Here is a 23,329-nt window from a genome sequence, read left to right on the forward strand (position 1 = left end):
ACGGTTACATTTCCACTCGTGTTCGAGGCTCATCCACTGACAACTTCTGCCCGCAAATGGCAAGGCCAGGTCGCTGGGAGCTCAGCCCAGAGGCTCCGCTCCGGCCCAGCGGGGCCCATATCCGAGCACGACGGCGGTGCGCGGCTCATCCGCGCCGGTGCCGTCCTCGTCGGAGAAGTCGGTGACGATGGTTCCGGCCTCAGGATCGGCCCGCGTGCCGGCGTCGCCCGGCTCACCGCTGCCGGTGGCGCGGATCAGTTCGATGTCCAGCCAGGAGGCGTCCGGGTCGTCGGGCCAGCCCGCCAACGACTCAGCCAGTCCCCGCCCCCACTCGACCACGGTGACCGAGCCGTCCACGGTGGCGTCCAGGTCCAGGTCAGACAGCTCCCCGGCGGAGCCCAGCCGGTAGGCGTCCACGTGCACCAGGTCCGGTCCCTCCACCATCGACGGATGGATGCGGGAGATCACGAAGGTCGGCGAGATGATGCCCTCCCGCACCCCGAGTCCGGCACCGAGGCCCTGTGTGAAGGTCGTCTTGCCCGCGCCGAGCTCACCGGTCAGGATCAGCACGTCCCCGGCCCGCAGCACGGACGCCAACCGCCGTGCCCAGTCTTGTGTTGCCTCGGCGCCGTTCAGCTCCACCTCGATCCGCAGCACCGGATCGGGCAGTCGCGATGCTGCTCCGGTCAGATCCTTCACCGGCTCTCCCCCGTCGGAGCACCCACGTTCTCGCCGGGCTGGCTGTCCACGTGAATCCGGGGCACCCGGGCCCCGATCCGGGTCACGAGCTCGTAGTTGATGGTGCCGGCGGCGGCGGCCCACTCGTCGGCCGAGATCCCGGAGGCAGGTCCGAACACCTCCACGGTGGCTCCCACGGGGGCCACCGTGGCGTCGTCCGTCTTCAGGTCCACCACGAACTGATCCATGGCGATCCGCCCGGCCACCTCATACCGCTGACCACCGATCGCCACGGGCGCCGCGATCGTCGGGCGCGGGATGCCGTCCGCGTAGCCGAGCGGGATGAGCGCCAGGCGCGTGGCCGCCGCGGTGCGGTAGCGGTAGCCGTAGGAGATCCCCTGGCCGGCGGGGACGGCTTTGTTCTGCGCCACCGTGGTGGTGACGGTCATGGCAGGGATCAGGTCGAAGTCCGCCGCAGGGCGGTCGGAGAACGGGGTGAGCCCGTAGATCCCGAGGCCGGCGCGGACGAGGTCCAGGTGGGAGTCCGGGCGGTGCAGGATGCCGGGGGTGTTGGCGATGTGCCGGACATCGGGGTCCACCCCGGCCGCGCGCGCGGTCTCGACAGCCTGGTGGAACAGTTCGAGTTGCTCGTCGGTCTCGGCCTCGCGGTCCTCCTCATCGGCCACGGCCAGATGGGAGAAGATGCCGACCACGCGGATCAGGCCCGATTCCTGGAGTTCAGCGGCGCGTGCCACCACGGCCGGCCAGTCCTCGATGGTGGCGCCGTTGCGGCCCAGACCCGTATCGATCTTCAGGTGCACGCGGGCCGGACGCTCCAGGCGCTGGGCTGCCTCGGCGATGGGCTCGAGCTCCCAGCCGGAGACGCCGAGGTCGATGTTCTCCTCCACGGCACGGCCGAAGGGGGTGCCGGTGGTGTGCAACCAGGCGAGCATGGGCGCGAAGACACCCGCTTCCCGTAGCTCGAGAGCCTCGGTGACGTGGGCCAGTCCAAGCCAGGTCGCCCCCGCGTCCAGGGCAGCGCGGGCCACGGGCAGGGCTCCGTGGCCGTAGGCATCCGCCTTGACCACGGCCATCAGGGCGGCCGGCTGCACCCAGGAACGCAGGGTGGCCACGTTGTGCCGGATGGCGGCCAAGTCCACGACGGCGGCGCGCTCGGCCGGTCCGTTGCGCTTCAGTGGTCCCGTGGTGCTGGAGGTGCCGGTGGGTCCGGATCCGGGACGGGGGTGGTCCCGGAAGGGATGGCGGTGCTCGGGCAGGAAGTCAGTTGACATAGTGCGTGCCATTCTTCCACCCATCACAGGCACCGACCGGCTCATCCGCGCGACACGGTCCCTGCAGACCCCAGACCGTTATCCCATATTGAGGAGCATGGCGAAGAAGACCATCATGGCCACCAGGGTCAACACCGCGGGGATCACCGTGCTCGTGCTGATGCGGCGGCGGTGCCGGACGTACTCGGTGCGGTAGCGGGTGGCGGGTTGGGTGGTCATGGGTGCCCCTATGAGTCGGTGCTTGAGGCGCCCTGGAAGAGGGCACCCTGAGACGGATCGGAAAAAAGGGTGTGGAAGAACCAGCGGGCGGAGGATCACTCGCTGGACGAATGAACTGTTGAAGCTTCATTTATGCTCGAAGTTTATTCTTCATCCGCAAGACCGTCAATACCAGTCAACGCCAACAAGCGGGTCTAGAGCCACACACCACGGTGCCCCGGTGAAACCACGTAGAAGACGAGTACTGGCCCGCCTTATCCCGCCCATAGCCTCCCCCTAGGTTCGAGCCCATGAAGGGCATCATCCTGGCCGGGGGCACCGGCTCCCGGCTACACCCGATCACCCTGGGTGTGAGCAAACAACTCGTCCCGGTCTACGACAAGCCGATGATCTACTACCCGCTGTCCACCCTCATCCTGGCCGGCATCCAGGACATCCTGATCATCACCACCGGCCACGACGCCGGCTCCTTCCACCGCCTGCTCGGCGACGGATCGCGCTTCGGCGTCAACCTCACCTACACCGTCCAGCCCTCCCCCGACGGCCTCGCCCAGGCCTTCCTGCTCGGCGAACACCACATCGGCACCGACACCGTGGCCCTGGTCCTCGGAGACAACCTCTTCTACGGCTCCGGCATGGGCGAACAACTCGAACGCTTCCAGAACCTGACCGGCGGCGCGGTCTTCGGCTACTGGGTCAAGAACCCCTCCGCCTACGGCGTCGTGGAGTTCGACGAGAACGGCCGCGCCATCTCCCTCGAGGAGAAACCCGCCGCACCCAAGTCCAACTACGCCGTGCCCGGGCTCTACTTCTATGACAACGACGTCATCGAGATCGCCCGGGACTTGAAACCCTCACCCCGCGGCGAACTCGAGATCACCGACGTCAACCGCCACTACCTGGACCAAGGCCGCCTCCAGGTCTCGATCCTGCCCCGCGGCACCGCCTGGCTGGACACCGGCACCTTCGACGACCTCAACGACGCCTCCGACTTCATCCGCACCGTGGAGAAACGCCAAGGCCTCAAGGTTTCCGCCCCCGAAGAAGTCGCCTGGCGCCGCGGCTTCCTCACCGACGAGGATCTCCGCCGCGTGGCCGAACCCCTCCTCAAATCCGGCTACGGCCAGTACCTGCTGCAGCTGCTCGAACACCAGCGCAACGTCCCGGAACTGAGCCTGCGCGCGGCGTCCTGAACGTCCTGAGACGCGGCCGCCTCTGCTGCCGGCGCAGGTCCGGCACAATGAAAGTCATGCGACACCTGACCTTCCGCGGCCTGGCCATCTCCTTCGACGACCGCGTGCTGGAGCCACGGCCCTGGACGGAGGCACAGTCCACATGGGCGGCCGAGCTGCTGGCTGAGACGGCACCGGGCCCGGTGCTGGAACTCTGCGCCGGCGTCGGGCATATCGGCTTGGGCGCCGTGCGGGACTCGGACCGACGGCTGGTCATGGTGGATGTGAACCCGGCGGCCGAGGAGTTCGCCCTGCAGAATGCGGCGGCGAACGGCTTGGCAGAGCGCCTTGACTTCCGCCTGGCCCGGCTGGACGAGGCCCTGGCGGAGGGTGAGCGCTTCGCCATGGTGGTGGCAGACCCGCCGTGGGTGCGCTCGGCGGAGACCTCGCGATTCCCCGAGGATCCGGTGCTCGCCATCGACGGCGGCGACGACGGCCTCGACCTCGCGCGGACCTGCGTGGGCCTCATGGACCGGCACCTGGCCGACGGCGGCTCCGGCCTGCTCCAGCTTGGCAACATCATGCAGGCGGAGACGATCGCGGCCGAGGCCGCCCAGCGCCCGGAGGGCTCGGTCAGAGTGGTGGAGACCCGCACCTTCGACCGCGGCGTACTGGTGCGGCTCACCCGCTGAATCACCGCAGATCTGCCGCTGACCTGCCGCTGGCCCACCGCCGGTCCGCGACCCGTGGCGGGATAGAATGTATGTATGACTGAGACGGAGCAGGGCACCACCATCGAGTGGCTCTATGACTTGTTGCTCGACAGCCCTGGTTTACAGTCGTTCCTGGATGACTTCACCACGGCCTTGCATGATGGCCTCTCCACGAACCCCGGCGTCCTGTGGTGCTCGGTGACGGTCTTGCGCCAGAAGCGTGCGGCCACCATGGCTTCGAGCGCTGACTGGATCAACGTTCTGGACGTCAAACAGTACGAGTTGGGCGACGGGCCGTGCTTGACGGCGGCGGCCGAGCTGGTGCCGCAATATGTACCAGACTGCGCTACCGATGAGCGGTGGCCCGCCTTGACGTCGCTGGCGGCGGAAGCCGGAGTCAGTTCCATCCTGGCCTTCCCCTTCGACCTGGCCGGCGAGGCCTCCGGGTGCTTCAACATCTACTTCTCCGATCACCAGAGCTATGACACGATCTCGCGCCACGAGATGGAAAGCATCCTCGGCATCGCCTCCAAGGGATTGCGCTTGGCGGTGCGGTTGGCAGGTCATGAAGAGGCACAGGCGGACCTGGACGCGACCCTGCGGTCCCGAACCTCCATCGACCTGGCGGTGGGCATCATCATGGGCCAGAACCGGTGCTCGCAGGATGAAGCCTTCAAGATCCTGACCAAGGTCTCCAGCCATCGCAACATCAAGGTCCGCGACCTGGCCGCCAGTCTGGTTGGACAGGTAGGCCAGGCGCCGACCGAGACGCACTTCGAGCGTTAGGCGCTACCAGCGCCCGGCCTCGTGAACAGGCCGACGGACGTCATGCGGTGCGTATCCGGTGCCAGATCGTAGACCTGCACGGCATCCAGACTCCACCCATGCTCAGTGAGCCAGCGGGTGTCCTGGGCGAATGCCGCCGTCTCGCTGGAGACGTAGATGATCTTGCCGGGACCGAGCTCGTGAACACGGCTGAGCACCGCACGCCCGGCACCTGACCGTGGCGGATACATCACCACGGTGTCCACGCGGCGGCCGTAGAGTCCCCCTTGAGAGAATCCCGTGTCCGCAGCATCCACCCAGCGGCTCAGCACCTCATCGGCTTTCCCCTCGAGCACGATCGCCTGGGGGACGTCCTGCAGGTTGAACCGAGCGTCGCCGCTCGCGCTGGAATCGGCTTCGACGGCGAGGACTGTACCGTGCTGGCCGGCAGCGTCGGCGAGAAACGCCGAGAACAGGCCCGCCCCCGAATAGAGGTCCGCGATCACCTGGCCATCCTGGACATCAGCGGCCTGCATGATGGCCTCAACGAGCGTGGCCGGGGCGTCTCGGTGGACCGGCCAGTACCCTTCACCGGTGACGCGGAAGGCCTTGGTGCCGAACTGCTCCGAGCTGACGTCCTCCCGCACCCAGGAACGGCCGCGCAACTGCAGGTTCTCCCCCGTTCCGCTCGATGACGTCTGGCTCGTGGTCTGGTGGATCGTCTGGGTACTCCGGCGCACGGCGACCATGGCGGAGACCCGCTTCGGAAGACTGGACAGCTGGCGCCGCCAGGCATTCGCATAGCCCTTCAACGTCTCCGGTGAGTCGGAGATCTCCGGTACCGGGGTGATGATGATGAGGGCTTCAAGGCCGTGGCCCGGCGTGGTGACGTTCACGCTGGCTGCGCCGGAGAAGTCGATCTCCCACAGTCGCAGCTCGTTGAGCTCCTGGACCGCCAGAGGGATGTTGCTCACCGGGATGGCCTCCTGGCCGCTGTGGACGGGTATGGACAACCGGCCGCCCGGGGACACCGCGAAGGTGGTGCGGGTGCGCCAATGCAGCCCGGCGGGCTCGTCAGCATGCATCCCCTGGACGAGGACCTCCACGTCCTCGAGCGTCTGCCGGCCCAGCCGGACCATGGTGTCCCGGAAGACCTGGGCTTTGAGCCGGCGCTGGTAGTCGAGGACGATATGGCCGTACTCCGCGCCGCCCACGGGCTGGCGGCCAGCCGGATAGGACCGGAGCGAATCGGCCAGCTTCCACTGGTTCAATCGGCGGAATTCCGAAGCGCGGATCACCTTGACGGTGTCCGCCCGCCAGAACTGGTCCGCGGGATCGGCGGCAGTGAGTTCAGCTACGACGGTCTCGCCGGGGATCGCATGGCGGACGAACACCGGCCGGCCCTCATGACGGGCAACGCAGTGCCCTCCATGGGCCATGGGGCCGACCTTGAGAATCAGCTGGTCGAGATCTGGAGCCGAGCGCGGGCGGGGATGTGGAGCGCTGGTGACACCGGCCGGGACCGGTCCGGTCAATGAGTGGGCTGCCATGGGGGCACGCAGTGATTGCTCCACGATTCTCCTGAGAGTCGTTACGGAAGGGCCCACTGCTAGACCCAACTGTCACGCTAATGGATAACTCCTCCCCGGCCTAGCGCCAGGACGGATCGTGCTCGGCAGCCCGAGCTCTCGGCCCATGAGTCGATTCCTCGAGAGCTCGGGCGCCGTGGCACGTCAGGGAGCGGGTGGATCAGTCGCGTCGATCGCGGCGGCTGGTGTCCGCGTCGTCCCCCTCCACCTCGATGTCCTCGTGCTGCACGGTTCCGGCGACCCGCTCGGTGTCCTGGACCTGGGTCTTGTCCACGGTGACCTTCTCCGCCGTGGCCGTCTTGTTCACCACCGGGACCTCTTCGTGGGCGGTGACCTCCACGTCCTGGTCACCGGTCTCCCGCCGCGCTTCCGCGGAATCCGGGTCTACCGGCTCGCGCATCCCTGTCGGGCGGAATCCCTTGAGGTTGCACGCTCTCCGGGGGTGGACTCAACGGCCCGCTATCCAACAGCATGGGTGGCCCAAGTCGGATCGACCACTCGGGCCGGTCGCGGTGGCAAGTGAGTGAAGGGAACCATCATGTCCGGTATCGGTGACGCAGCAGATCAGGCCAAGCAGTACGCCCAAGACAATCCCGAGAAGGTCGATCAGGCCAAGGACAAGGCCAAGGGTGTCGTCGGCAACGAGCAGAAGGACGAGCAGGACCAAACCGAAGGGAAACAGCCACCGTAGGGGGGCGGTGGCGTCATCCTTAGCCAGCAGTGAACCAGCGCGTCGGTGGGGCCGGGGTGGGTGCCGCGCTGCTGGTGGAGTGTCCGCGCAGCGAGGTGGCGCAGGCGACGCCGGCGGCGGTCCCCTTGCCGATGGCGATCGGAACCAGCTGCAGCCCCGCGGTGATGTCGCCTGCAGCGTAGACGCCGTCGACGCTGCTGAGCTGGAAATCGTTGACGGCGATGCGCCCCTCGTGGTCGAGCTGGCACCCCAGCTGTTCGGCCAGGCCGTTGGCGGCATGGTGGGCGTAGGAGAAGAAGACCCTGTCACCTTCCACCAGCTCTCCCCCGGCCAACCGCACCCCCAGCAGTGCACCGGGAGCCCCCACCAGCGCTTCGGCCGCTCCGTCCACCACCTCGATCCCCTGGCCGTCCAGAACGGCCCGCTGATCGTCATCAAACCGGCCGCTGGTATCGGTGATGATCCGCACCCCGGCCGCCCAGTCGAGCAACTCCGCAGCGAAAGCGGGCAGCTGCTCTCCGGTACCCAATATGATCACCACCTGGTCCCGGGCGGTGTACCCGTCGCAGGCTGGACAGTGGTGCACGTCAGTGCCGTAGTGGTCGTGGAAGCCGGCGATCTCAGGGACCTGGTCACGCACTCCGGTGGCCAGGACCACCCGATGCGCGAAGACCTCCGTGCCGTCGACGACGGCGCGGAACAGGCCGTCGTCGATCTGGCGCAGCGTGGACACCGTGCCCTGCCACAGTGACACGTGAGAGTACTGTTCCAGCCCGGCGCGAGCCTCGCCCAGCAGCTCCTGCGGGGTGGTGGGGTCCCGGCCCAACAGTCCGTGGGCACGGACAGCGGACAGGTTGCGCTGGTGACCCGCGTCCACCACGAGCGTGGAGCGTCGGTACCGGCCCAGCCACGTCGCTGCGGACAGCCCCGCCGGTCCGCCACCGACCACGAGAGCGTCGAGGATGGGAGGAAGGTCGCAGCTCATCGGGCCTCCTTGCCTAGAGGGCATTCGTTGCCTAGTTGCCGCGCTTGCGCAGGACCTTGTGCGTGCCATCGCACCACGGCTTCACCGCGGAGGCCCCACACCGGCAGACGGCGCTGACCGGACGCCAGGTGCGGTGTTCGTTGCCGTCCTCGTCCTGCACCACGTGATCACCACGCAGCAGCATGGGGCCGCCCGGGCACAGGATCACGTCGGGATGGTCCGCGGAGGGCTCCCCCGTGCCGCTCATGCCGTCCGTGCCGCTCGGTCCGCTCATGCCGCCCACTGCTTCAGCATCCGTTCGGCGTAACGGTCCTCCAGGTCCAGGGACGTCCAGGCGCCGAAGTAGACGTCGTCATGCATGTCCGGTTCCTCCTCCAGGAGGGCACCACAGATAGTGCGGACCGCCAGCTGCTCGTGCACCGCGTCGGCCTCCACGTGCTCGGTGTAGTACTCGATCATGGACTCCGGGAATCCGAGGCGCTTCAGTCCCTGGGCCATCCGGCGGGAGGGCCCCGAGCTGGTGGCCTCGAACGCCGCCAGGAACCCGAGCGAGGCGGCCCGTAACCGTCGGTTCAGCCCGAACAGGGACATCGCGTTGTTCTCCTCCAAGACCTCCAGCGGCGCCTCGTTGATGTAGGCGCCGTACTCGGAGTCCAGGCCGCTGTCCTCAAGGCCACGGACGAACAGGTGGGCATGGAGAAGATTCGGGTCCCCTCCCCCGTACTCGTCGAACTGCAGCTCCATCACGGCGGCCTTGACCCGGTCAGAGAGGCGGGGAATCACCCACGTGGTGTGGTCCGCCTCCTTCAGGTGGTAGATGGTGCGGTGCCGCAGCAACTCGCGCACCTGCTCCTCAGTGGCCTTCCGGTGGACATGGGCCGCCAAAGAGGGCCCGTCATGGTCGGCCACGAAGTCGAAGAACTTCTCCGCGAACCCGTCCGGTTCCGGCACCTCCGGCATCCGGGCCCGCAGGGTCCGCTCGAACTCCTGCTCCAGGCCGCGCCGCACGCCGATCAGCTGCGGATCCCACTCCAGCTCTCCGGACACGTCCTCGAAGCCGCGGTAGTGCTGCTCGTAGAGCGCCCACAGCGTGAGCTGCGCATCCTCGGCGGTGTCCGACGGCGGCGCCTCAGCCAATCCGGACGTCTCACCGGTGCGCATGGCCCGGAAGACGACCTCGCTCAGCGAGCCTCTGCTCTCGGGCGTCAGCATGAGCCCCTCCCCAGTCCCGTCCGCGAGAGCGGGACAAGCACAGTCCGGCAGCTGAGGTGGGGCATCCTGGTCCTCGTCGTATGTCGGTGGAAAGTCGGTGCAGAGGGCAATGGAGCGCTCTCGTGTCTAACCTATACGGAAATCTGGACGGAATTTTCGCCTCTTGGAAGCGAGCACCTTCGCCTCGGGAATGCCCCTGGTCCTACGACGCGTCGACGTCCCCGTCGGCCGGACCGGAGCCCAAGTACACCAGGAACCCGTCCGGGTCTCGAATCTGGGCCACGCGCTCAACCCAGGGCATCTCCTGCGGGGGTGCCACGATTGCTCCGCCGGCGGCATGTGCGCGGCGGGTTGCCTCATCGATGTCGTCGACGTAGAGCCACAGGGCAGTGCGAGTCCCTTCCCCGCCGATGTCGAGTTTCCGGCCGATCGCCAGGGCGCTCCTGCCGAGCCGCAAGGTGACGTACACGTCCCGCGTCTCGTCGTCCGGATCAGGGAAGCCGTACGTGCGCACGGCGTCGAAGGCCTCCTGATAGAACCGGGCCAATCGTGGCAGATCCTCGGTCATCAGAAGGGGAAAAGCGCTGCGCACCACCATGCGCGTCAGCCTATGCCCGCGGACGCCGGGACACTACGGTCCTCCGCCCCCGGCACAGTCCCCGGGTGGACTCCAGCTGCCGTCCGCCGGATGCTGCCGGCGTTCTCGTTGCGCGTTCCCGGGACACCGACCACCGCCGCCCGGGACGGTCAGGTCCCGGGCGGCGGTCGGCAGAGGCGCAGGGTCAGGATTCCTGGGCGGCTCCCTTGACGTTCTGCGCCGATTGGGCGGAGTCGTCCTTGAGCTGTCCGGCCTTGTCCTGGCCTTCGGTCTTGACGTGCTCTGCGCCGGTGGTGGCGGTGTCCTTGACGGAGTCCATCGCCTCCTGGGCCTGCGGCTTCAGGTGCTCGCCCATGTCCTGGGCCATGGACTTGGCCTCGTCCACCAGAGGCCCGGCCTGCTCCTTGACCTTGGTTGCCGCTTCCTGCTCCTGGCGGGAGGCCGGGATCAGAGAACCTACCAGCCAGCCAGCGCCCAAGGCGATCAGTCCGGCCGCCAGCGGATTCCCGCGGGTACTGCGGCGGACCGCCGTCGGGGCTTCTTGCACGGCGTGCATGGCATCCTCCGCTCGGTGCTGGGCGCCATCTGCCACAGCATGGGCACGGTCAGCAAGGCCGGTGGAGCTCTGCTGGCTGGAGTAGGGGTCGGTGGGGTTGCCCATCACGGATTCCTTCATGGTGCTCAAGCGTTCGCGGACGCGGTCGCCTTGCCTGTGGACGGCCTTGGTCGGGTTGGTCTTCTCGGCCAGGGCGTCCACGTCATTGCTGAGTTCATGGCGGGTGCGTTCGATGTCGGCGCGGATCTCATCGGGATTGTTGCTCATGGGGTCTCCTTGTCCGGATTCAGGGTCGCGGGGATCTCCTGAACCGTCTGTTGGGTCTGGGGCAGACCCTTGATGCGTTCGAAGTGCTTCTTGCCCATCAGTGCGAGCACGGTGGCCGCCACGCCCCACAGCACGGCGACGATCAGCGCCGCCCAGCCCAGGTGCATCACCGAGCCCAGGGCCCACATCAGGGCCGTGGACAGGAACAGCAGCAGGAAGACGGCGGCCAGCCCGGCCCCGGCGAACATCCCGGCGCCCTTCCCGGCCTTCTTGGCCTCCACCGTCGCCTCGGCCTTGGCCAGCTGAAGCTCCTGCCGCACCAACGTGCTCAGGTTCTCCGAGAAACTGCCAAACATCTCACCCAGGGACTCATTCCGGGCACGGTACTCAGCTTCGGGTTCCGGGGCTTCCGTGGAGCCGGAGCCCGGTGCCGCCGGGCCCGTCCCAGCGGCACCGGCGCTGCCGGTCGGCACACCGTCATAGCGGGGATCGGTGGTCACGGGCGGCCTCCTGATGGGGGAAGGCCGGTTCCGTAGGGATCGTTCACCGTGGGTGTGCCCAGGACCTCCGTGGCCGGAGCACCCGTGCCCAGATCAGGCCTGGCCACGGCCGGTGGCTCTGCCGGTGGGAGGGGGATGTCCCGGGAAGGGGCGGTGGCCGGAACGTCATCCGGGTAAACAGAGCCAGGAACCCTCTCGATGGGCGCGGGACCGGAGGGACCAGCGCGGCGGGCCGGCGTGGACTGATGGTAACCGTCATCGTCGTGAGCGTCCTTCACACCTCGGGTGAGGCGGCCGGCCAGCAGCCCAACGCCGGCGGCGATCGCCAGGAAGGTCCCCGGGCGGCGAGCCGCGAACCGGCGCACGTCGTCCAGCAGGTCCATGGGCTCTTTGGACTCCAACTGCTCCGTGACCTGGCGGGCCCGCTGGGAAAGCATCGAGACGGCCTGGTTCACCAGATCCGACTCGGGCTTCTCCCCCCGGGAGATGCGCTCGAGGTCATCGGAGACGGTCCGGGATTGTTCGGCCAGGCGGTCCTTCTGGGTGGACAGCTGGGACGAGGCCTCCTGCTTGGCCGAATCCGCCAAGTTCTTGGCCTGGGCCATCGTCTCGTCCTTGAGGTGGGCAGCTTCCTCCTGGGCGGTGCCCGCCACATCGCGGGCCGCGCTCTGGGCTTCCGAGCCCAAGCGTCCGGCCTCCTGCTGCGCGGCCTCCTTCGTTCCGCCGTCGCGGTCTGTTGGTTGATCCGGGTTCAGCGTCATGGGGTGTCCTTCCGTTGACGGCCATGGCCCCTGATGTCCAAACGGCCTGTAGTTCGCGACAGTAACGAGTGGCCAGGCTCCCGGCGAGGGTTGCGCCACGGTCCGTTGGAATTGGGGCGGAGCGGAAGCGGTCAGCTGTCTCCGCCGCGGTGGTGGTCGGCTCCGTACTGGTCGATCTTCCGGTGGTAACGCATGCCCAGGATGCCGCCCAGCACCGCTCCGACCAGCGCCAGCAGCACGGCGACGACTAGGGCGATGATGCCGCCGGTGGTCAGGGCCTCGGCCTCGATAGGCATGCCGGTCAGGCTGCCCAGTTGACCCAGGAGGTCGAATTGGCTGCCCGCCACCAGGCCCACGACCGCCAGGATGATGGTGATGACGATCGCCCACAACCAGACGGCGATGCCCTGCTTGGCTCCGTCGAAGCGGGCCATCCGCCCTGCCACGTAGCCGCCGCTGAGGTAGGAGATTAGCAGGATGACGGCCAGGATGATCGCACCCGTGATGCCTACGGCCGTGGGTGACTGGGTGGCCTGCTCTGTGGCCTGCCCGGCGTCCGTGCCCGTTGCCAGGCCCACACCAACGCCGATGGCCGAGAGCACTGCGGCGAGCAGCACGGCCATGCCGGTGGCGGCCAGCCAGCCGAAGAAGGCCGCGCCGAACTTCATGCCGCCGAACTTCTGTCTCTCCGCGGTGACGAGCTCATCTCGCCGTCCCCGGGGTGTGGTGGATCCGGTTGGATTCTCGGTGCTCATGATGCGCTCCTCGTGGTTGGGGCCCTCATGGTGGGGGTCGAATCGCCAACGTGGGCTCAGGGTTCCTCATCTACCCCGCGGGAGGCAATCATTCGCGAGCGGGTGCGGACGGGCATCGGCTCAGGGGTGGACTCCGGGCAGGCCAGCCCACATCATGGACGCGTCAGGCCGTGGCGAACGGAACGGGTGCCACGGTGCGGAACGAGGGAAGGACGTGCCATGTCGGGAATCGGTGACGCGGCTGACAAGGCCAAGCAGTACGGACAGGACAACCCCGAGAAGGTCGACCAGGCCAAGGACAAGGCCAAGGACTTCATCGACAGCAAGAAGGACAAGGATCAGCAGGACGATCAGAAGTAGTTCGCGCCCACAAAGAAGGGGTGCCGCCTCCACTGCGGAGGTGGCACCCCTTCGAGCATCCCGACGAGTTCGCCTACGGGACCACGAGGTCGTACCGCTGCAGGAAGGCAGCGGTCTCCCCGCGGGTCACCGGATCGTACGCGTTGAAGTTGCCGTGGGCGTCCCCGATGGAGATCCCCTGGGAGGCCAACCAGGTGATCGCCTCATAAGAGGAGGACCCGACCTTCAGGTCCTTGAACGGGCTGGTGGCCGGTGCGCTGTGCTCCGGATCCGCCAGCCGGTACAGGAACGTGGCGAACTCACCACGAGTCACGGAACGGTGAGGCTGGAACGTCCCATCCGCGTAGCCGATGGTCAGGCCCTCGGCAGCAGCCCAGGTGATCGGCGCGAAGAACGTACCGGCCGCCACGTCCCTGAAGGGGCTCTCCTCGGGTGCGGTGAACTCCGGCTTGACGTACCGGTGCAGGAAGGCCGCGGTCTCCCCTCGCGTCACGTCGTCGTACTTGCGGAACGTCCCGTCGGTATAACCGGTCGAGATGCCGTTGCTGGCCATCCACAGCACCTGGGCGTAGAACGGCGTGCCCGGGATGTTGTCCGAGAACTCCGGCACCTCCGGCTGCGGCTCCACGGTCGGGAAGGTGAACTCCCACGTCGCGGTCGCGCCTGCCGGGATCTCGAATCCATCCAGCGCACGGGCGGTCACCGTCACGACCCCGGTGCCCTCATGGACACCCGGTTCCAGCACCATGTCCGCCACCAGGTACTCCAGCCCCTCCACTGCGGGGATGGTGTAGGTGCCGGCCTCCAGGTCTGCCGTCACCGGTTCGGGGACGACGACGGCCGGTTCCGGATCAGGGGTCGGTTCCGGGTCCGGTGTCGGCTCGGGATCCGGGGTCGGCTCGGGATCCGGGGTCGGCTCGGGATCCGGGGTCGGCTCCGGGTCCGGCGTCGGCTCGGGGTCCGGCGAGGGCTCTCCGCCCGGCTGGATCAGCGTCACCTTGTCCAGGGCCATCTGACCGGCGTCCTGGCGGAGGCTCAGGGTCGGGTTCCAGCCGGCCAGGTCCTCGCGGTCGATGGTGAGCTGGAGGGCGGCGCTGCGCAACGGCTGCCACTCCCCCTCCTTCTCGATCCACGAGGTCAACTCGCCGTGGGAGTAGACGGCCGCCAGGCGGTCGCCGTCCTCCCACGTGACCGGGCGGGAGCCCGCGCCGGTGGAGAGGTTCTGGGACTGGCCGCCCTCGATCACGTCGAAGCCGGTGGCCCCAGCGCTGTGGTTGTACCAGCTGTGGGCGCGGTCCCGGAAGCTGTCCGTCAGCCCCAGGAACAGGCTGTCCTCGCCCGTTCCGGTCCCGGCAAAGTGCTCCGGCTCCACGATCAGCGCGAACTCCTCACCGGCCTCGGCCGGCAGGCCCAGGTGCGTGAAGCGCCGATCCTCGGCCGTGGCCGTCAGCAGCCCGACCTCGGTGTCCACGGCGAGGTCTGCCGCGGGCTCGGAGCGGTCGCGGAACACCTCGTACTCCTCGAGGCGATCGGTGGAGAAGTCGTCCTCCCAGACCACCTCGCCGAAGGCCTCCGGATCGAAGTCACCGGAGAAGGGACGTTCGGCGTTCACCGGCTCCACGTCCTCACCGGGCACCTCGGTGCCGGTCTCGGTGACCCACTTGGCCCCGTCCTCACGCTTGGTGATGGTGAAGGAATCCAGCACCTCGCCCTCGGCCACGGTGGAGGCTCCGCCGTCCCGGGTGTAGCTGGCCACCGACTCATAGGTGAGGGTGTCCCCGTCCACGGAGATGCCCTGCACCGTGGCGGTGTCCTGCTCGCGGGTGACGGCTTCGGCCCCGTTGCGGGTCCAGATGTTGTCCGTGGCGGAAGGCAGGGTGTACATCTTCTCCCCGGCGTTGGACACCACGTAGACCGGTCCGGCGGAGACGCCGGGCATATCCGTAACCGTGGAGGAGTGGTAGCCGCGCCCGTAGGTGTGGTCGTGGCCTTGGAGCACCAGATCCACGTTGTGCCGCTCGAGCACCGGCAGCATCTGCTGGCGCCAGTCGGTCTCGTCCCGCAGACCGTTGCCGCTGACCCCGGTGGAGAACACGGGCTGGTGGGCCATGACCACGGTCCAGTCGTTCGGGTTCTCCGCCAGCACGCGGTCCAGCCAGGTGGCCTGCATCAGGATCCAGGCCTTCTTGCGTTCGTTGCAGTCCTCCGGTCCGCCGGCCACCTCGGTGATCGGGCAGATGTCATCACGGTTGGCATTGAGGTTGATGAACCGCACGCCCTGGTAGTCCGTGAAGTACACGGTGTCCTGCAGGATCCCCTCGTAGTGCGCGCCGAGGGTGTCCGCGTACTCCTGGGCGTCCGCGGCCACCGGGCCATTGGAGGCGTACTCGAAGCTGTCCCGGAAGTTCTCGATGAACGGCTGACCGCCGATCTCGTGGTTGCCCAGCGAGGTCAGCACGTTGAGGTTCTCCTTGAATCCGTCCAGCCCCGCGAACCAGTCGGTCCACTGCTGCTCGCTGGTCGCATGGTCCACCAGGTCACCGGCGAAGAGCCCGAGCTCGGCGTCCGGGAAGCGCTCTTGGGCCAGGTCCACGGACTCGTGCCACACGGTGTCGATCCCGTTCTGGGCATCACCGAAGTACACGAAGTCGAACGGCTCCGCCTCGGCGGACGGGGTGGTGAAGGAGTGCCACTCGCTCCAGCTCTTCCCCGAGGCCACGCGGTACTCGTAGGTGGTGTCCGGCTCCAGCCCCTCCAGCAGGGCGGAGTGGCTGCGGGACGGGTAACCGTCCACGGTGCGCTGGGTCTTGTCCTCGGCCTGCACGGCCACGGCCTCACCCGGCTCGCCGCCCTCGCCGGCCGCCACGCGGAACTCAGCGGAACCGGCCAGGGCGCGCTGCGCCGTCGAACGCCAGGTCACGTACTGGGAGGAGGTCGGGTCCTCGGACGGGTTCAGCACGATCCGGTGCGGTTCGCCCTGAGGGGCATCCGGATCCACCCAGCCGTCGGCCTGCAGGGCCACGTCGAAGATGTGCATGATGCCCTGGTCCGTGCCCTGCGGCAGGCGCACGGCGTCCACGGTCTTCTCCGCGTCCAGCAGGGCCGGCCGGGTGCCGAAGAGGCGGAACGTGCCGCCGCCGGAGGAGTTGTTGCCGTTGTTGCGGCCGTTGACCTCCAGCACGGTCATGTTGCCGCCGCCCGGGTTCGAGGCCCAGTCGGTCAGGTAGACGGGGACTTCCTGCGTGGAGCCGTCGGTGTACTCAACGACGGCGGTTCCCTGGGCCGGGCCGTTGGTGGCCAGGCCGAGGAAGGACAGGCTGCCGGCCTGCTGGTCCTCCAGGTCGATCCGCTGGCCGTGCGGGATCCAGTTGTCCGGCTGGCCCGGCTCGGTCTCGGGCCAGGTGAACTCCAGCCCGGTCTCGCCCAGCGGCAGCGTGGCGCCCTGCTCGGCGCCGGCCGCGGCCAGGGACTCGCGTGAGAAGGACCAGTCGGACAGGTCCATGGACCCCATGCTGCCCTTCCCGTCCGGGGAGGTGCCCACGTTGTTCCGGGCGTTGATGCCTTCGGTGTACGACGGCGGCACGTCGCCTTCACCGGTACCCCACGTTCCCGGCGCCTCGGCCATCGAGAACTCGAGGGAGCCGCCGTCGCGCACGAAGGACGCGTCCAGCCAGGAGGCGCTCTGCGCCTCACCGTTGACGGCGAGCCCGGTGGTGTACTTGGCGGTGTCCCCGGCGCCGGGGGCGCTGATGGTGATCTGGCGCTCGGAGTCCGCGGCGTCGATGACGATGTCCTCGAACATGGGGGCGGTGACCACCAGGTCCCCGGTGCCGTAGACGGCCGGGTAGAGGCCGATGTTCGCGAAGACGTACCAGGCGCTCAGCGAGCCCTGGTCGTCATTGCCCGGCAGGCCGGACGGGGTGGTGTCATACATCTCCTCCACCGCGCGGTAGAGCACGTCCGTGGACTTCTCCGGGGCCTGCAGCCAGTTGTAGACCCACGGGGTGTTCAGGGCGGGCTGGTTGGAGAGGTAGTTGCCGGTCTGCGTGTAGGCGCCGGTGTCCAGGTCCTCCATCAGCACGTCCAGCTCGGCGGTGGACTTCTCCATGCCGCCGCGGCGCTCGATCAGCGTGGAGAGGTTGTGCGGGACCATCCAGCCGTACTGGTAGCCGGTGGCCTGGTTGAACTGGCCGCCGCCGTTGCCGTCCCGGTTGCGCAGGTCGAAGCCGGAATCGAAACCGCTGCGGTCCCGGGGCATGATGTGCTGGGCCTCGGGATCGAAGACGTTGAGCCAGCTCTGGGCGCGGCCCATGAAGAAGTCATTGGCGTCCTCGTCCCCCAGGGACTCGGCGAGCTGGGCGATCGAGAAGTCGTTGACTGAGTACTCGAGCACGCGCGAGGTGGCGAAATCGCCCTTCCGGTTCTCGATCATCTGGGTGGTGAAGTACTGGTAGGCGTCCGTGCGGGTGGACTGATCGGCCGGCAGGGTCTGCGTGGCGATCATGGAGTCCAGGGCGGCCTGACGGTCATAGTCCGTGGCACCCATGTCATCCAGAGTGGCCACGATGGTCTGCAGGCTGTCCCCCTGCATGCGGGCGGCGCCCGGGGCCCAGCCGCCGGTCTGCTCGGTGAGCGCGACGATCGACTGGTTGATGTCCGAGGCCACGGCCGGGTTGGTCAGGCCGATGAGCTGGGCCTGGCTGCGGTACATGTCCCAGCCGGAGCCGGCGAAGTTCATGTAGAAGTCCCGGCCCTCCTCCACGGTGTGGACCTCGCCGTCATAGCCGCGGTACTCGCCGTTGACGTCATTGCGGACGTTGGGGTGCAGGAACGAGCGGTACATCGCGGAGTAGAACTTGGTGCGTTCTTCCTTCGTCCCGCCGGTCACCTGCACGGTGTCCAGCTGGTCCTCCCACGTGGAGCGGGCCTCGGCGCGGGCCTCCTCGAAGGAGAGGCCATCCGCCTCGGTGGCGCGGTTCTCGGCGGCGTTCTCGGCACTGACGTAGCTCAGGCCGGTGCGGGAGGTGACGGTGGAGTCGTCCTCGAAGGTGATCCAGGCGCCGGTCTGGTCCCGGAAGTCCGCGTTGTCATCCTCGGAGGTCTTCTCCACGGAGGCCTGGCCCGGGGTCATCTCCCCGTCATTCCAGACGCCGTAGGCCTCGATGTCGGAATCGAAGGTGGTGGAGAAGTAGGCGCGGTAGTAGTTCCCGTTGTCACACAGGTCCGCCCCGCGCATCCAGCCGGACACCGTGTTGGTCTCCGGGTCCACGGTGATGGACTGCGCCTGGGAGCGGTTGTTCTGGCCGGAGCCGTTGAGGATCAGCGTGGAGCCGTCCGCCTCCGCGAAGTCATAGCGGCTCACGGCGGTGCGCTCGGTGGCGGTCAGCTCGGTGGTGACGCCGTTGTCCGTGGTGACGGAGTAGTAGCCGGGCTCCGCGGTCTCGTTCTCGTGGGAGAACGGCAGGTAATAGTCCTCGATGTTGCCCTGCGGGATGACCGGCAGCGCCCCGTCCTCCGCCAGCTCGCCCGTATAGGGAATGGTCGGGAACTCGTAGCCGCCGAAGCGGTCATGGCAGCCGGAGCCCTGGTAGCGGGTCATGCCGAATCCGCGGATCTTGTCCGCCGTGTACTCGTAGCCGCCCTTCTCCTGGACCAGGTGATTGTCCTCGTCCGTCTTGAAGGTGGTGGGGCTGGACTGCACCATGCCGAACGGCAGGGCCGCGCCCGGATAGGCGTTGCCGTAGGCGTCATTGCTCTTGTTCTGGGTGGTATCCAGCTCGGTGCCGATGAACTGGTCCACCAGTTCGAACGGCGCGGTGGTGTCTGATCCTTCGGGGCCACTGGCCGGGGCGGCGAGGGCGCCCGGGGCGGTGGAGACGAGGAAGGCCGCCGGGAGGGAGGCGGCCAGGGCTCCGGTCAGGAGCCATGTCAGGACCCGGCGCGGAGGCGCGCCAGGACCGTCATGAGCGGTGCGCATGAATGTCCTTCAGTTATGGGTGCATGAGTGAGATGCGCCCATTGTGGACATACGCGCTGGTCAGGAAGGTGTTTGGTGGGCTGACGGGAGGTTAACGGGGGGTGGCGGTTTGAGTGCCCAAACTGAGTGCGACGTGGGACGATCTCTCCGAATTTCAGATTATGCCGTCGGCTCCAGCCTGCTCGGCCCACGCCACGTAAAGGCGTCGATGGTTGCTTGGACGACGTGTCGAGCGGATTCGAGAGACATTGGCGTGACATCGACTTCTTCGAAATCTCCCGAAGCAGTTGTCGTGCCGAAGCGGCTGCCGTTCAGACTATTGAGAATCAACACGCCTCCACCAGGGGCATACACCGCTCCGTTGTCAATGGGCTTCAGCTCAAGTGGTTTTCCTTTGCGCCCCAGACTCCGGGCACGGTCCTCCATATGATGTGCACTGTCCCGAATCGCCTTGACGGATGGAAATGCGGCCTCCCAGTCAGCGAGAGCGGTCGTAACGCCTGCTGGCATGCCGGGCATCGTGCTCAACGTGCCAAGTGACTTGGCGATGGAATCAAGGGAGTACAAGTACGTGCGTGCATGAATGAAGGTGATTTGGTGGCGATACGCACTGGGGAGAACACCGCTTTCAGCTGAAAGCCTCAAGGCGATCTCGTCGGCCTCGGCTCGTTCCGCATCCCAGTCACGCGCAGCCAAATCACCACCGTTCAGTTCTCGCACCGTTTGATTGGCTTTTCTGCGGAACTCCATCGATTGCTCCCACTCCGCTTGAAGATCGGTGGGGCGCTGGCGCTCCGTTTCAAACCACCCCAATGCGATAGCGGCTTCAGCGATGCCGCTTGACAAGTTCCGCAGGAGCGAATCAACGTCGCGACCAAGCTCCCTGGGCTCTAGCTCCAGCCTTGTGCCAGGATATTTCAGAGGAACGATGTACATACTCAGATCGTCGCAGATATAGCAGACGACATAACCTTCGGTCGGCAAGCGATCAATCCTCAGCGACGACTATCCGGAGGCCGTGACATCGTCATCGACCAAGGCCGGTGATCGTTCCATGCTGATGCGGCGAAGAATCCTACGGTCGGGCCCTGGACGCCGCGGCCGTGACAGCTTCGGACCACCGGCCTATACACAGCCACGCGACTCTGCCTACGGTGGCCCCGCCGCGGATGCCCCGCGGCACCGACTACGGGAAGAGCCACGTCATATGGGAACCGTCACCGGCGCCAACGAGAACCAGCTGCACTACGAGGACACCGGAGGAACCGGGCGGCCAGTGGTCCTGGTCCACGGCTGGCCGCTGCACGGACAGTCCTGGAAAGACCAAATCGGCGCGCTGACCGCCGCCGGTCACCGAGTCATCACTTATGACCGCCGCGGCTTCGGGCAGTCCGAGCCGCAGCACCCCTACACCTATGACGCGCTGGCCGGAGACCTGGCCGCTCTGCTGGAGGCCCTGGACCTGTACGACGCCGTCCTGGTCGGATTCTCCATGGGCGGCGGCGAGGTCGCCCGCTACTTGGCGAAACACGGCAGCGACCGCATCGGCTCGGTGGTGTTCGCCGCGGCGGTGACGCCCTACATGCTGCACACCTCCGACAACCCCGAGGGGCCGCTGAAGAAGACCGAGGCCACGGCCATGGCGGCACAGCTGACCGCCAACCGGAAGAAGTTCTTCGACGGCTTCACCACGGACTTCTTCAGCGCCGGGGACACCCTCTGCGTGAGCGAGGCACAGCGTCAGGAGGCGATCGCGATGTGCCTACAGGCCAACAAACTGGCCGCGCTGGAATGCATGGCCTCGTTCGGTGCCACGGACTTCCGCGAGGACCTGGAGCAGGTCACCGTGCCGACGCTGGTGCTCCACGGCGACGCCGACGGAGTGGTGCCCCTCGAGGGCTCCGGCCAGCGCACCCACCAGGCCATCCCCCACAGTGAGCTCGCGGTGATTCCCGGGGCACCGCATGGCCTGAACGTCTCCCATGCGGACGAGTTCAACGCCGCCCTGCTCGGTTTCCTCAGCCGCTGACCACCGAAGGCAGCGAAACGGGGCGGTGAGAATTGATCACCGCCCCGTTTCGTCGTCATGAAAGCCTAGGAACCGGCATCACTGGATGATCAGGATCACTCCGATCAGAACGGCGATGACGACCACCACCAGGACGATCGCCCCGATCTGCAGCTGACGAGTGGAGAACCTCTGCCGCTTGATGTACTCGGTTCGGTATTTGATGCGTTTCTGTTCTTCTTCCGGCATGTGCCCTCTTTGGATTTCGTTGAGACGGTCTGGGGGATACCGCAAGATACCACCGCACGTCGGTCAGGCCTCATCAGGCACGATACCTTCAGACACATTCCGGGTGAACCGTCTGCCTTCGTCGAGTTGGGGTTTGACGTCAGCGGAATCTTGACACCGAAAGTCTAGTGACCGGCAAGGACACGACGGATAGCGTCGGGTACGGTAGAGGCTCCGAAGGGTCCATCACTGGCCGCCCTCGTTCCAGCCGTCCCGTGCAGCCAGGCGGCCGCAGCGGCCTTCTCTACCGTGGCGCCCGGTCCATTAGGCCCGCTTCGGGCCAGGGCCGAACCCACCAGTCCGGCCAGGCAGTCGCCGGTACCGGCAGTCGCCAGCTCCGCCCCGCCTTCGTTCTGCACCAAAGTCCTGCCGTCGGGCGCAGCACAGACCGTGGTGGAGCCCTTGAGAAGCACGACGACGGCCAGCACCTCGGCCGTGCGGCGCGCCGCGGCAACCGGGTCGGCTTTCGCCAGGTCCGCGAACCCGTCAGCGAGGTGCGGCACCAGCCGGTCCACGAGTTTCACCAACTCCCCCTGGTGGGGCGTCAACACCACCTCGCACCCGGCGCCCCGCAGCCGAGACAGCTGATCCAGAGTCACCAGCCCCAGCGCCGAGGCATCCAGGACCAGCGGCAGACCGCCATCCACGCAGGCTTCGACTACTTCGGTCAGCCGAGACCGGGCCTCGTCGTCGGACCCCAATCCCGGTCCGGCGGCCCAGGCCTGGGCCTTCCCCTCCACGCCCGTACCTGCCACCACCTCTGGGTGGGCCGTCAGAACCAGACCGGCCGTCCTCTGGGGTCCGGCGTACTGCACCATGCCCAGTCCAGACGCCAGCGCGGACGAGCACACCAGCACCGCCGCTCCCGGGTACTGCTCCGAGCCAGCACACACGCCGAGGACTCCGCGGCGATACTTGTGGTCGTCCCAGGCAGGCGGCGCGAAGACCGCGAGCGCATCGTCGCGCTCCAGCGAGGAGACGTCTGGTTCTCCCAGGTACGGACTGAGACCGATGTCCACCGGTTCCACCCGTCCGGCGGCATGGGCACCGGCCCCGACCACCAGCCCGGTCTTGAGAGCCCCGAAGGTCACGGTCAGATCAGCCAGGATCACTCCCCTGGCCACCTCACCGGTGTCCGCGCCTACCCCGGAGGGCAGATCACAGGCGACGACGGCCACCCCCTTCGGCACGCGCGGCGGTTCCCATCCTCCGCGCGCACCGGTGCCGAGCACACCATCAACCAGCAGTACGGCATTGTCGGGGATTCGATCCGTCACCCGCCCGCCAGCGCGGCGCAAGGCGTCCAGCCCGGCCTCGTGCATCCGCTCTCCAGTCGGTACGGCCACGGCATCCACGCCGCGGCGGCGCAGGAAGGCCAGCGCCCAGAGGGCATCTCCGCCGTTGTTCCCGGTACCGACCAATGCCACCACCGTCGAGCCGGCCACCGGTCCGCGGGAGCGCAGTTCGCGCACCACCCACGCGGCCAGCCCCCACGCGGCACGGCGCATGAGCGCTTCGCCCTGAGCTGCATCGAGCAGGGGTTTCTCGGCGGCGCGGACCGCTGTACCGGTGTACGCGTTGAGCACGTCTGATATCTCCAAAGGGCGTGGTCGGCGAATGGTGAGAATGAATCATGTCCGCGTATACCTCAACACCGGATTGACTGTTTTGTCTACGATGCTCAACAAACGGCTATGGCGACTTTTGCGCTTCGAAACTCGGCTAAACGCACAGAGTGCGGACGTGGTGCAGGATCGGACGGCAACGACTACGTTTACCGGCACCGGCTCAGAGGACCAAGCCGCGTTTACGTCTGCTGTCGCCGCCCTCTCCTAGCGAAACCCTGCTGGTGAAGGGCGCGGTTGCTCTCTACTCTGCTGTGACCCTAAGTGAGTATTTGAGGGCCTGAGAGCCACCCAGTATTGCCTTTCAGAGCCACTTGT

The 23,329-nt window shown here is 67.3% G+C and carries 23 protein-coding genes; 6 read left to right on the forward strand and 17 right to left on the reverse strand.

Going from position 1 to position 23,329, the window contains the following annotated elements; all coding sequences use genetic code 11:
* Positions 1-81 precede the first annotated feature (81 nt).
* The 3 genes from tsaE to IEX49_RS09015 form a co-directional block, all read right to left on the reverse strand.
* Entirely contained in the window at positions 82-699 is a 618-nt protein-coding gene (tsaE, locus tag IEX49_RS09005) for a tRNA (adenosine(37)-N6)-threonylcarbamoyltransferase complex ATPase subunit type 1 TsaE (protein WP_373286703.1), read from the reverse strand.
* Entirely contained in the window at positions 696-1,970 is a 1,275-nt protein-coding gene (gene alr / locus IEX49_RS09010) for an alanine racemase (RefSeq protein WP_188805811.1), read from the reverse strand. Before alr ends, tsaE begins: the two co-directional genes overlap by 4 nt.
* Before the next feature lie 78 nt (positions 1,971-2,048).
* The gene (locus IEX49_RS09015; RefSeq protein ID WP_188805812.1) at positions 2,049-2,189 is read right to left on the reverse strand and encodes a hypothetical protein; all 141 of its coding nucleotides are present in this window, start codon (positions 2,187-2,189) and stop codon (positions 2,049-2,051) included.
* Between the two features lie 290 nt (positions 2,190-2,479).
* On the opposite strand from IEX49_RS09015, the gene rfbA reads away from it, so the two are divergent.
* The 3 genes from rfbA (at position 2,480) to IEX49_RS09030 (ending at position 4,860) form a co-directional block, all read left to right on the forward strand.
* On the forward strand, positions 2,480-3,382 hold the full coding sequence (gene rfbA / locus IEX49_RS09020; RefSeq protein WP_188805813.1) for a glucose-1-phosphate thymidylyltransferase RfbA: 903 nt from the start codon (positions 2,480-2,482) through the stop codon (positions 3,380-3,382).
* Positions 3,383-3,438: 56 nt separating this feature from the next.
* Positions 3,439-4,053, forward strand: a complete 615-nt coding sequence (locus tag IEX49_RS09025; protein WP_229672457.1) for a methyltransferase — start codon at positions 3,439-3,441, stop codon at positions 4,051-4,053.
* 75 nt (positions 4,054-4,128) lie between these two features.
* A complete protein-coding gene (locus tag IEX49_RS09030; protein WP_188805815.1) occupies positions 4,129-4,860 on the forward strand; it encodes a GAF and ANTAR domain-containing protein in 732 nt (243 codons plus the stop codon).
* Here the strand turns inward: IEX49_RS09030 and IEX49_RS09035 are convergent.
* Positions 4,857-6,389 carry a class I SAM-dependent RNA methyltransferase gene (locus tag IEX49_RS09035; RefSeq protein ID WP_229672459.1) on the reverse strand — a complete coding sequence of 511 codons (1,533 nt, stop codon included), beginning with the start codon at positions 6,387-6,389 and terminating at the stop codon, positions 4,857-4,859. The genes IEX49_RS09030 and IEX49_RS09035 overlap by 4 nt on opposite strands.
* A 199-nt stretch (positions 6,390-6,588) precedes the next feature.
* Complete coding sequence (locus tag IEX49_RS09040) at positions 6,589-6,828, reverse strand: DUF2382 domain-containing protein (protein ID WP_188805816.1); 240 nt, start codon at positions 6,826-6,828, stop codon at positions 6,589-6,591.
* A gap of 138 nt (positions 6,829-6,966) precedes the next feature.
* On the opposite strand from IEX49_RS09040, the gene IEX49_RS09045 reads away from it, so the two are divergent.
* The gene (locus tag IEX49_RS09045) at positions 6,967-7,119 is read left to right on the forward strand and encodes a hypothetical protein (protein WP_188805817.1); all 153 of its coding nucleotides are present in this window, start codon (positions 6,967-6,969) and stop codon (positions 7,117-7,119) included.
* A gap of 19 nt (positions 7,120-7,138) precedes the next feature.
* Here IEX49_RS09045 and IEX49_RS09050 read toward each other — a convergent pair whose 3' ends face one another.
* The 8 genes from IEX49_RS09050 to IEX49_RS09085 form a co-directional block, all read right to left on the reverse strand.
* On the reverse strand, positions 7,139-8,104 hold the full coding sequence (locus tag IEX49_RS09050; RefSeq protein WP_188805818.1) for an NAD(P)/FAD-dependent oxidoreductase: 966 nt from the start codon (positions 8,102-8,104) through the stop codon (positions 7,139-7,141).
* 31 nt (positions 8,105-8,135) lie between these two features.
* Entirely contained in the window at positions 8,136-8,378 is a 243-nt protein-coding gene (locus tag IEX49_RS09055) for a CDGSH iron-sulfur domain-containing protein (protein WP_229672461.1), read from the reverse strand.
* The gene (locus IEX49_RS09060; RefSeq protein WP_188805819.1) at positions 8,375-9,316 is read right to left on the reverse strand and encodes an iron-containing redox enzyme family protein; all 942 of its coding nucleotides are present in this window, start codon (positions 9,314-9,316) and stop codon (positions 8,375-8,377) included. Before IEX49_RS09060 ends, IEX49_RS09055 begins: the two co-directional genes overlap by 4 nt.
* Positions 9,317-9,518: 202 nt before the next feature.
* Complete coding sequence (locus IEX49_RS09065; protein WP_229672462.1) at positions 9,519-9,884, reverse strand: VOC family protein; 366 nt, start codon at positions 9,882-9,884, stop codon at positions 9,519-9,521.
* 214 nt (positions 9,885-10,098) lie between these two features.
* On the reverse strand, positions 10,099-10,737 hold the full coding sequence (locus IEX49_RS09070) for a DUF3618 domain-containing protein (RefSeq protein ID WP_188805821.1): 639 nt from the start codon (positions 10,735-10,737) through the stop codon (positions 10,099-10,101).
* Entirely contained in the window at positions 10,734-11,237 is a 504-nt protein-coding gene (locus tag IEX49_RS09075) for a phage holin family protein (RefSeq protein ID WP_373286704.1), read from the reverse strand. The genes IEX49_RS09070 and IEX49_RS09075 overlap by 4 nt, the downstream gene beginning before the upstream one ends.
* Positions 11,234-11,998, reverse strand: coding sequence for a hypothetical protein (locus IEX49_RS09080; RefSeq protein ID WP_188805822.1), 765 nt, complete (start codon positions 11,996-11,998; stop codon positions 11,234-11,236). Before IEX49_RS09080 ends, IEX49_RS09075 begins: the two co-directional genes overlap by 4 nt.
* A 131-nt stretch (positions 11,999-12,129) precedes the next feature.
* Complete coding sequence (locus tag IEX49_RS09085) at positions 12,130-12,753, reverse strand: hypothetical protein (protein WP_188805823.1); 624 nt, start codon at positions 12,751-12,753, stop codon at positions 12,130-12,132.
* A gap of 219 nt (positions 12,754-12,972) precedes the next feature.
* Between IEX49_RS09085 and IEX49_RS09090 the strand changes: the two genes are divergently transcribed.
* Positions 12,973-13,113 (forward strand): hypothetical protein, encoded by a 141-nt coding sequence (locus IEX49_RS09090; RefSeq protein ID WP_188805824.1) that lies wholly within the window; start codon positions 12,973-12,975, stop codon positions 13,111-13,113.
* Positions 13,114-13,186: 73 nt separating this feature from the next.
* Here IEX49_RS09090 and IEX49_RS09095 read toward each other — a convergent pair whose 3' ends face one another.
* A complete protein-coding gene (locus IEX49_RS09095) occupies positions 13,187-19,090 on the reverse strand; it encodes a GH92 family glycosyl hydrolase (protein WP_188805825.1) in 5,904 nt (1,967 codons plus the stop codon).
* A 159-nt stretch (positions 19,091-19,249) separates the two neighbouring features.
* Positions 19,250-20,074 carry a hypothetical protein gene (locus IEX49_RS09100; protein WP_188805826.1) on the reverse strand — a complete coding sequence of 275 codons (825 nt, stop codon included), beginning with the start codon at positions 20,072-20,074 and terminating at the stop codon, positions 19,250-19,252.
* A gap of 223 nt (positions 20,075-20,297) precedes the next feature.
* Between IEX49_RS09100 and IEX49_RS09105 the strand changes: the two genes are divergently transcribed.
* On the forward strand, positions 20,298-21,119 hold the full coding sequence (locus IEX49_RS09105) for an alpha/beta fold hydrolase (protein WP_188805827.1): 822 nt from the start codon (positions 20,298-20,300) through the stop codon (positions 21,117-21,119).
* A gap of 78 nt (positions 21,120-21,197) precedes the next feature.
* Here the strand turns inward: IEX49_RS09105 and IEX49_RS09110 are convergent, their stop codons facing one another.
* Together IEX49_RS09110 and IEX49_RS09115 are read right to left on the reverse strand one after the other, a co-directional pair.
* Positions 21,198-21,347, reverse strand: coding sequence for a hypothetical protein (locus tag IEX49_RS09110; protein ID WP_188805828.1), 150 nt, complete (start codon positions 21,345-21,347; stop codon positions 21,198-21,200).
* A 164-nt stretch (positions 21,348-21,511) separates the two neighbouring features.
* Positions 21,512-22,972 carry an NAD(P)H-hydrate dehydratase gene (locus IEX49_RS09115; RefSeq protein WP_188805829.1) on the reverse strand — a complete coding sequence of 487 codons (1,461 nt, stop codon included), beginning with the start codon at positions 22,970-22,972 and terminating at the stop codon, positions 21,512-21,514.
* Positions 22,973-23,329: the final 357 nt, after the last annotated feature.

Source organism: Citricoccus zhacaiensis (assembly GCF_014645315.1).
Classification (GTDB): domain Bacteria; phylum Actinomycetota; class Actinomycetes; order Actinomycetales; family Micrococcaceae; genus Citricoccus; species Citricoccus zhacaiensis.